General features: G+C 75.6%; 8 protein-coding genes. 6 read left to right on the top strand and 2 right to left on the bottom strand.

Annotated elements, in window-relative coordinates; all coding sequences use genetic code 11:
- Positions 1-171 precede the first annotated feature (171 nt).
- Positions 172-1,041, bottom strand: coding sequence for a GNAT family N-acetyltransferase (locus ACFV6I_RS35880; protein WP_380430132.1), 870 nt, complete (start codon positions 1,039-1,041; stop codon positions 172-174).
- Positions 1,042-1,343: 302 nt separating this feature from the next.
- On the opposite strand from ACFV6I_RS35880, the gene ACFV6I_RS35875 reads away from it, so the two are divergent.
- The 6 genes from ACFV6I_RS35875 (at position 1,344) to ACFV6I_RS35850 (ending at position 6,849) form a co-directional block, all read left to right on the top strand.
- Positions 1,344-2,330, top strand: coding sequence for a RimK family alpha-L-glutamate ligase (locus ACFV6I_RS35875; protein ID WP_380430130.1), 987 nt, complete (start codon positions 1,344-1,346; stop codon positions 2,328-2,330).
- Positions 2,327-3,151: a RimK family alpha-L-glutamate ligase gene (locus tag ACFV6I_RS35870; RefSeq protein WP_380430127.1), complete on the top strand. Its 825-nt coding sequence runs from the start codon at positions 2,327-2,329 to the stop codon at positions 3,149-3,151. The genes ACFV6I_RS35875 and ACFV6I_RS35870 overlap by 4 nt, the downstream gene beginning before the upstream one ends.
- Before the next feature lie 160 nt (positions 3,152-3,311).
- Complete coding sequence (locus ACFV6I_RS35865) at positions 3,312-4,142, top strand: putative RNA methyltransferase (RefSeq protein ID WP_380336962.1); 831 nt, start codon at positions 3,312-3,314, stop codon at positions 4,140-4,142.
- Positions 4,143-4,236: 94 nt separating this feature from the next.
- Positions 4,237-5,589 carry an AAA family ATPase gene (locus tag ACFV6I_RS35860; protein ID WP_380430124.1) on the top strand — a complete coding sequence of 451 codons (1,353 nt, stop codon included), beginning with the start codon at positions 4,237-4,239 and terminating at the stop codon, positions 5,587-5,589.
- 105 nt (positions 5,590-5,694) lie between these two features.
- Positions 5,695-6,060, top strand: coding sequence for a nucleotide pyrophosphohydrolase (locus ACFV6I_RS35855; protein ID WP_380336988.1), 366 nt, complete (start codon positions 5,695-5,697; stop codon positions 6,058-6,060).
- Positions 6,061-6,225: 165 nt separating this feature from the next.
- Positions 6,226-6,849: a DUF6099 family protein gene (locus tag ACFV6I_RS35850; protein ID WP_380430122.1), complete on the top strand. Its 624-nt coding sequence runs from the start codon at positions 6,226-6,228 to the stop codon at positions 6,847-6,849.
- On the opposite strand, the gene ACFV6I_RS35845 is transcribed toward ACFV6I_RS35850, so the two are convergent.
- Positions 6,792-7,031 (bottom strand): hypothetical protein, encoded by a 240-nt coding sequence (locus tag ACFV6I_RS35845; RefSeq protein ID WP_380371214.1) that lies wholly within the window; start codon positions 7,029-7,031, stop codon positions 6,792-6,794. The two genes, ACFV6I_RS35850 and ACFV6I_RS35845, sit on opposite strands and share 58 nt — an antisense overlap.
- Positions 7,032-7,277: the final 246 nt, after the last annotated feature.

Below are 7,277 nucleotides of genomic sequence, written 5' to 3'. Positions count from 1 at the left end.
CGCGCGCGCGGGGGCGCGGGGGGGGCGCGAGCGGGCGGGGGCGCCCGCGCGAGCGAGCGCGGGGGGGGGCGCCCCCCCCGCCGGCCGCGCCCCCCCCCCTCGTCCGTTCCTGAGGGCTCTCGTTGGTGTGGTCGGGGGGTCGGCCGGTCGTCGGGTCGGCCGGTCTGCGGGTCAGTCGCCGGGCCGGTCCGGGGCCGGCTCGGCGATCAGGGCCGTCGCGAACGGGCGGAAGCCCGCCCGGCGGTAGATCCGGGCGACCTCCTCGTCGGCGGCGGACAGGAACACCGTCCGCACGCCGTTCGCCCGCGCGTGCGCGACCAGGGCCGCGGTGACCGCCAGACCCAGCCCGCGCCGCCGCGCGACCGGCAGCGTCCCGACCCCGGCCACCTCGGTGACCGCGCCCACCGGATTGTGCTGGCCCGCGCACAGCGCGGAACCGTCCTCCACCGCGGCGGCCAGCACGGTGGCGCCGTCGGTGATCCGCCGCGCGATCCGCTCCACCGCGCCCTCTGCCGTCAACCGCCCTGCGGCCTCGGCCAGTTCGGCCGCACCCACGGCGCCCACGCCGGTGCCCGGCTCGGCGAACGCCAGGTGCGGAACGGCGACCGCCGACGCCAGCTCCGGCGCATCCGCGCCCAGGACCTCCACCCGCACCTCCTCCGGCAGCTCGGGCGCCGAGGCTGGCTCGTCCTGCGGGCCCAGCACCAGCAGCGGGTGCTCGTGCACCGCGAGCCCGGCCGCCTCCACCGCGGCCCGCAGCTCCGGACTCCGCTCGGCCACCCACTCGAAGGCCTCCGGCTCGCCCAGCTCCCGCTGGCGGGCCAGCACCCGCAGGACGTCCTCGGCGGTGGTGGCGGGGCCGTCGTGGTCGAGCGTGGGGCGGGCGTAGTAGGGCCAGCCCGCGCCCTCGCGGACGAACAGGGTCAGCGGGCCGAAGTCCTCGGTCCGCGCGGCGCTGCGCGGCACCGCGTCGTAGTAGCGCTCGATCGCGTCGAGGAGGGAGTGGTCGGGGGCATGATCAACAGAAGTCACGGCGTGCATCCAAGCAGGGGCGTCGGCGGCCCGCCACCGCATTGTTCCCGGGCTTCGTACCGGGGGCGCCGGTGACGGTGTGACGGACGGTGGCGGTGCCTCGTGCCGAGGGTGATGGCGGGCGGCGGCGGTGCTTCGTGCCGGGGGTGGCGAAGGGCCGGGGCGGTGCGGGCGCCTGATTGTTGCTGAACGCTTACCGGCTCGCAGCGATCTTGTGCGTATACCGCGTGGCATGCTGATGCCTTTACAGCTCTGCCGAAGGGGGACGGCGGACGTCCGCACTCGGCTTGGCAAGGGGGGAAGACAGGCCCATGAGGCTCTGCTTTCTGGTGGAGGAGCACTACCGGCACGACGGCATGCCGCTCGACGTGGCACGCCAGCTCACCGCATGGGGGCACCGGGTGGACGTGCTGCGCCCCGGGGACTCGCTGATGGCGATATCCGAGGCGATCCGGGCCGGCAGCCACGACGCCTGGGTGCTCAAGACCGTCTCCGGCGGGCCCGGGCTCACCCTGCTGGACGCGGCCGCCGCCGTCGGCCTCACCACCGTCAACGACGTCCGCTCCATCCGCGGCGTCCGCGACAAGGCGCTCGCCTCCGTCATCGCCAGCACCCGCGGCCTGCCCGTCCCCGTCACCTACGCCACCGCCCGCTGGGAACGGCTCGCCGAGATCCCGGCCGCCGAGTACCCGCTCGTCGTCAAGCCCGCCGACGGCAGCTCCGGGCGGGCCGTCCGGCTCGTGCCCAGCCCCGACCACCTCCTCGACCTCGGTCCCGAACTCGCCGACGAGGGGCTGTTGATCGCCCAGCCCTACGTGCCCAACTCCGGCACCGACCTCAAGGTGTACTGCGTCGACGGCGAGCTCTTCGCGACGGAACGTTCCTCCCCGCTCCACCCCGGGCAGAGCGTACGCGAACGGCAGGTCCCGTTGCCTGGAGAGGTCGCGCGGATCGCGGCACAGGTCGGCGAGGTGTTCGGGCTCGACCTGTACGGCGTCGACGTGCTGCTCGGGCCGGACGGGCCGGTGGTCGTCGACATCAACGACTTCCCGAGCTTCCGCCAGGTGCCGGACGCGGTCGCCAGGGTCGCCCGGGCGGTGCTGCGGCTCGCGCGCAGCGGGACGGCCGTGTCGGCGCCCGCGCCCGCACTGGTGCCGGCGGGCGGTGGCGCAGGGTACGGGCAACTTGGCTTCGGTGGTGGAGAGTTCGGCGGATCCGGCTTTGACGGAGCCGGCTTTGACGGGGCCGGCTTTGACGGGGCCGGCTTGGGTGGGGCTGGCCTGGGCGGGGCGATATGAGGATCGGCCTGATCACCGCCGACCCCGGACACCCGGTGCTCGCGGCGACCGCCGCCCTGCTGGCGGACCGGCACGAGGTGACGATCGTCGACCCTGCTGGACCGGCAGGGCCGGCGCTCGCCGACGTCTATCTGCTCAAGGCCCACACCCGTCGATCCCTTTCACTCGCACAAGAGTTGGAGTGGTGTGGGGCGCCCGTCATCAACTCGGCCGCGGCCACCGAACTCTGCCAGGACCGGGTGCGGATGGCCGAACTCGCGCGCGCGGCCGACCTGCCCTTCGCGGCCACCCGCGACGCCGGGCGGCTCGCCGAACTCGCCGATCCCGCCTACCCGTTCGTCGTCAAGAGTCGGCACAGCCGGCGCCACGACCTGGTCGCCCGGGTCGACGGCCCGGCCCGGTTGCGCGAACTCGTCGCGCGCTGGCCCGACGAGCCCGTCGTCACCCAGCCGTTCGTCCCGGGGACCGGCTGGGACCAGAAGCTGTGGGTGATCGACCGGCAGGTGTTCGCGGCCCGGCGGCGGTCCGAACTCGCCGACAGCGAAGGGGAGTCGGGGCAGGGACAGGACTGGGAACCGCCCGCCGACCGGGCCGCCCTCGCCCTGCGCGTCGGCGAGGTGTTCGGGCTCGACGTCTACGGCGTCGACCTGCTCGACGGGCCCGCCGAACCCGTCATCGTCGACGTCAACGCCTTCCCCGGCATCCGTGGCCGGCCCGGCGCGCCCGAGGCGCTCGCCGCCCTCGCCCTGCGCGTCGCGGCGGAGCGCGGGCGCGGGCGCGCAGGGGCGGGGCCGATAAGCGGGCAGCGGCGGGGCCGATAGGCCGGGCAGCGGGGCCGGGTGGGGTCGGCGGGCCCGGGGCGGGGTCGGCTGGCCGGGCAGGCCGTCGGGGTCGGGCGGGGTCGTTAGGCTGGTTACTCAGGGCCACCGGACCCGCGAAACCCCCGGGCACCCGGGCTGAACGGCGAGAGAAGACGGAACGTTGCTGCAGGACATCGAGCACTACCTGGCCTGCCCCCACTGCGCGCAGGCCCTCACCCGGCACGAGCGCGCCCTGCGCTGCCCCGCCGGCCACAGCTTCGACCTCGCCAAGCAGGGCTACGTCAGCCTCCTCGCCGGCGACGCCCACACCGGCACCGGCGACACCGCCGAGATGGTCGCCGCCCGTGCCGACTTCCTCGCCGCCGGCCACTACCGGCCCATCGCCGACGCCCTCGCCGAGGCCGCCGCGGCCGCCGACCCCGAAGGCCTCGTCGCCGACCTCGGCGCCGGCACCGGCCACTACCTGGCCCACGTCCTCGACGCCCTGCCCGGCCGCGTCGGCGCCGCCCTCGACATCTCCAAGTTCGCGCTGCGCCGCGCCGCCAAGGCCCACCCCCGGATCGGTGCCGTGGTCTGCGACGCCTGGCGGCCGCTGCCGCTGCGCGATGCCTCCGCCGGGCTGATGCTCAACGTCTTCGCCCCGCGCAACGGGCCCGAGATCCGCCGCGTGCTGCGCCCCGGCGCCACCCTGCTGCTGGTCTCGCCCACCGCCCGCCACCTGCGCGAACTCGTCGGCGCGCTGGGCCTGTTGTCGGTCGACGAGGAGAAGCAGCGGCGGATCGACGAGAAGCTCGGCCCCTACCTGACCCCTGCCGGGCAGCGGCAGGTCGAGTTCACCCTGCGGCTCGGCCCGGACGACGTGCGCACCGTCGTCGGCATGGGCCCCAGCGCCTGGCACACCGACCCGGACCGCCTGGCCGCCGCGCTCGCGGAGCTGCCGGACCCGGTCGAGGTGACCGCTTCCGTGACGGTGGCCGCCTACCGGCGCTGAACGTCGGGCGCGCGCGGGGTGTGGCCGCCACGTTGGGATGAATCTGCTGAGCAGGCACGTTTCTGCCGACCGGCCTGCGGCTAACGTCCGACGGGTGAACCGCGACGCCACCCGGCCCGCCGCGCCGGCCCACCCCCGACCGAGCGCCCCGGGGCCCGATCGGACATCCGTAACACGTCCCACCGTCGAGGAGCTCCGGCTCACCTCGTTCAAGTCCTACCGGCGCGCGGTCCTGCCGCTCGCGCCCCTCACCGTCCTGCACGGGCCCGCCGGCGTCGGCAAGTCCAACGCCCTCGACGCGCTGGCCGTGCTCTCCCGGCTCGCCCTCGGAGAGGAGATCGCCGACTCCTTCGACGGACTGCCCGACCGCACCGGCCCCCTGGCCAAACCCGTCCGAGGCGGCCTGACCGGGTGCGTCCCGCACGGGCGCGACGCCGTCATCCTCGGCTGCACCGTCCGCTCCCCGCACGGCCGCATCCGGCTCGACGTCGTCGTCCGCACCGACGGCCCGGTGCGGATCGCCCGCGAATCGCTCACCCTGGACGGCCGCACCCTCGTCGACACCGGCGAACAGGACGTCCGCAAGCGGCGCGTCAACGTCTGCTGGCACAACGACACCCGCCAGGGCGACATCCGGGCGCCCTTCCCCAGCGGCACCATGATCACCGCGCAACTGCCGCTCCGGGTGGCCGGCTCCTCCCCGGGCGAACGGAAGGTCCTCGCCGCCACCGAGGACCTGCTCACCGCGCTGCGCGAGGTCTTCCCCGTCCACCCCGTCCCCGCCCTCATGCGCGGCTGGGCCCGGCCCGACCCGCAGGCCCGGTTGCGCAGCAACGCCGCCAACATCTCCGCCGTCCTCGCCCGGCTCGGCAACGAATGCCCGCGCCGCTACGGGCAGCTCCTGCGCGCCGTCCAGTCCGCCGCCCCGCACCCGCTGCTCGGACTCTCCCTCGCCCACCGCGGCAGCGGGCCCGACCAGCGGGTCCTCGCGGTGTTCGACGAAGGCGTCCTCGGGCGCACCGGGGCCGACCAGGCCTCCGACGGCATGCTGCGCCACCTCGCGTTCGCCGCGGTGCTGCTCACAGGGGCCGGGGTGCTCGACCTCGACGTGGCCGCCGAGGTGCCGTGGGCGCACCGGCAGCTCACCGTGCTCGCCGAGGACCTCGGCGCCGGGCTCGCCACCGAACAGACCGCCTCACTGCTGCGGCTGGCCCGGGACATGTCCGGGCGCAACCAACTGCGCGTCCTCGCCGCGCTTCAGGAGCCGGCCGCGGCGCGGGAGGCGCTCGGCGCGGCCGAACCGCGGTCGGGCGCGGCCGTGCTGGTCGAGTGCCGGCGCGACCCGGACTCGGGGCACACCGTGCTGCGGCCCGAGACGACCCGGGTGCCGGCCCAGTGCGGGCGCGGGGACGGCGCGGACCCGGGGGCGGACGAGGTGGACGGGTGAGGTAGACCTGGACGGGTGAACGAACGAGTGACGAGGCCGGGGGAACCGGCCGGGCCCACCGGGCCCACCGGGCCCACCGGGCCCACCGGGCCCACCGGGCCGACCTTGGAGGCCCTGCGGCAGCGGCTGGCGGACTTCGCGGCGGCCCGGCGCTGGGAGCCCTTCCACACGCCGAAGAACCTGGCGGCCGCGCTGAGCGTGGAGGCCGGCGAACTGCTGGAGATCTTCCAGTGGTTGACGCCCGAGCAGGCGGCCGCGGTGATGTCCGAGCCGGAGCGGGCCCACCGGGTGCGGGACGAGGTCGCGGACGTCCTCGCGTACCTGGTGCAGTTCTGCACGGTGGTCGGGGTGGATCCGCTGGAGGCCCTCGCGGCCAAGATCGAGCGGAACGAGCTCCGCTTCCCGGTGCCGGACGGACCGGCGGACGCCGACCCGGACGGGGCGGGTGTCAACCCGGACGTGGACGAATAGTCCTTGTGAGGGACGGGAGTTATCCACAGCCCCGGACTTGTCCACAGCTTTCCCGATGACGGATGCGGCCTCGCCGACTTCGCCGCACGCTTTCGCCGTGACCACCTGACCGCCCCTCCGGCGGTCGTGGTCCCACGGCGACAGCGAGCGGAAGGAGTGGCGGCCATGGAGGCGCTGCGACTGATCAAGAGGGCCCGGCACGCCCTGGCCGAGGCCAGGCACGTACCGGATGTGCTGGCCGAGGCGCGGCAGGCCGCGCTGCTCACCGAGGCGGTGGGGGCCAGGCTGGCGGAGCTGGACGACGACGAGCTCACCGGGCTGGGGCAGCAGCTGTCCGAGGCCGCGGCGCACGCGGCGGTCTGCCTGGAACGCTCGGTCGTCAGGGCCGCCGTGCTGAGCGGCGGCCGGGCCGGGCGGCTCACCGAACTCGGCGAGCTGGCACCGACCTTGGGTGCGCTGGACGGGCTGCTGCGGGACGTCGGGGAGACGCTGGTGGTGCTGGCCTGCGGGGCCGACACCGAGAGCCTCTACTGGACGTGCATCGACGGCGTGGACGCGGTGTCGGAGTGCAAGGACCTGGCCGGGCGGCTGTGGAAGACGGCGGGCAGATTGGAGGAAGAGGAGGGCGCGGTGCTCGGCGGGGCGCCGGCCGAGCGGGGCTCGCCCTTACTCGTGGTCCGGCTCGGCCCGCCGGACGAGGGCCGGCCGAAGGGGGAGGAGCAGGCGCCGGACTATCGGGTGCCTGGCGTGGCGGGAGCGTCGGAGGAGGTGTCCGTACCGGTGGGATAGGTGGCCGGGCCGTCCTCCCGGATGCCGGAGGACTGCAACTCGGCGAGATCCGCGGACACCGAGGCGAGCAGTTCCTGCATCTGTTCCAGCAGGCTCTTCTGCGCGGCGGGCCCGGACGAGGTACCGGCGGCCGAGCCCGCCGGGCTGCTCGGGAGCTGCGGCGTGGCAGTTGGTTGGGACATGACGGGACCTCTTCGGATCGGTAGTGCGGCGTGAAGCGGCGGGGCCCGCCCCCCGCCGCAAGCCGGAGCACGCACTCGGGGGGGGGGGGGGCCGAGCGGGGACGGCGCCCCCGGGGGGGTGGGGGCGGCGCGGCGGGGCGGCCCCCCCCCCCCGCGCCGCCCTCGGCCGTGTGCGCCGCAGCGCAAGCGGTGTAACCGTCGCAGTGGGTGAGGCCCCCGACGGTCCCCGACGGCCACTCGGGGGCC

The organism is Kitasatospora sp. NPDC059803 (assembly GCF_042732255.1).
Lineage (GTDB): Bacteria > Actinomycetota > Actinomycetes > Streptomycetales > Streptomycetaceae > Kitasatospora.
Note: the sequence above shows the minus strand (reverse complement) of the source record. Positions and strands in the feature narration are given on the sequence as shown.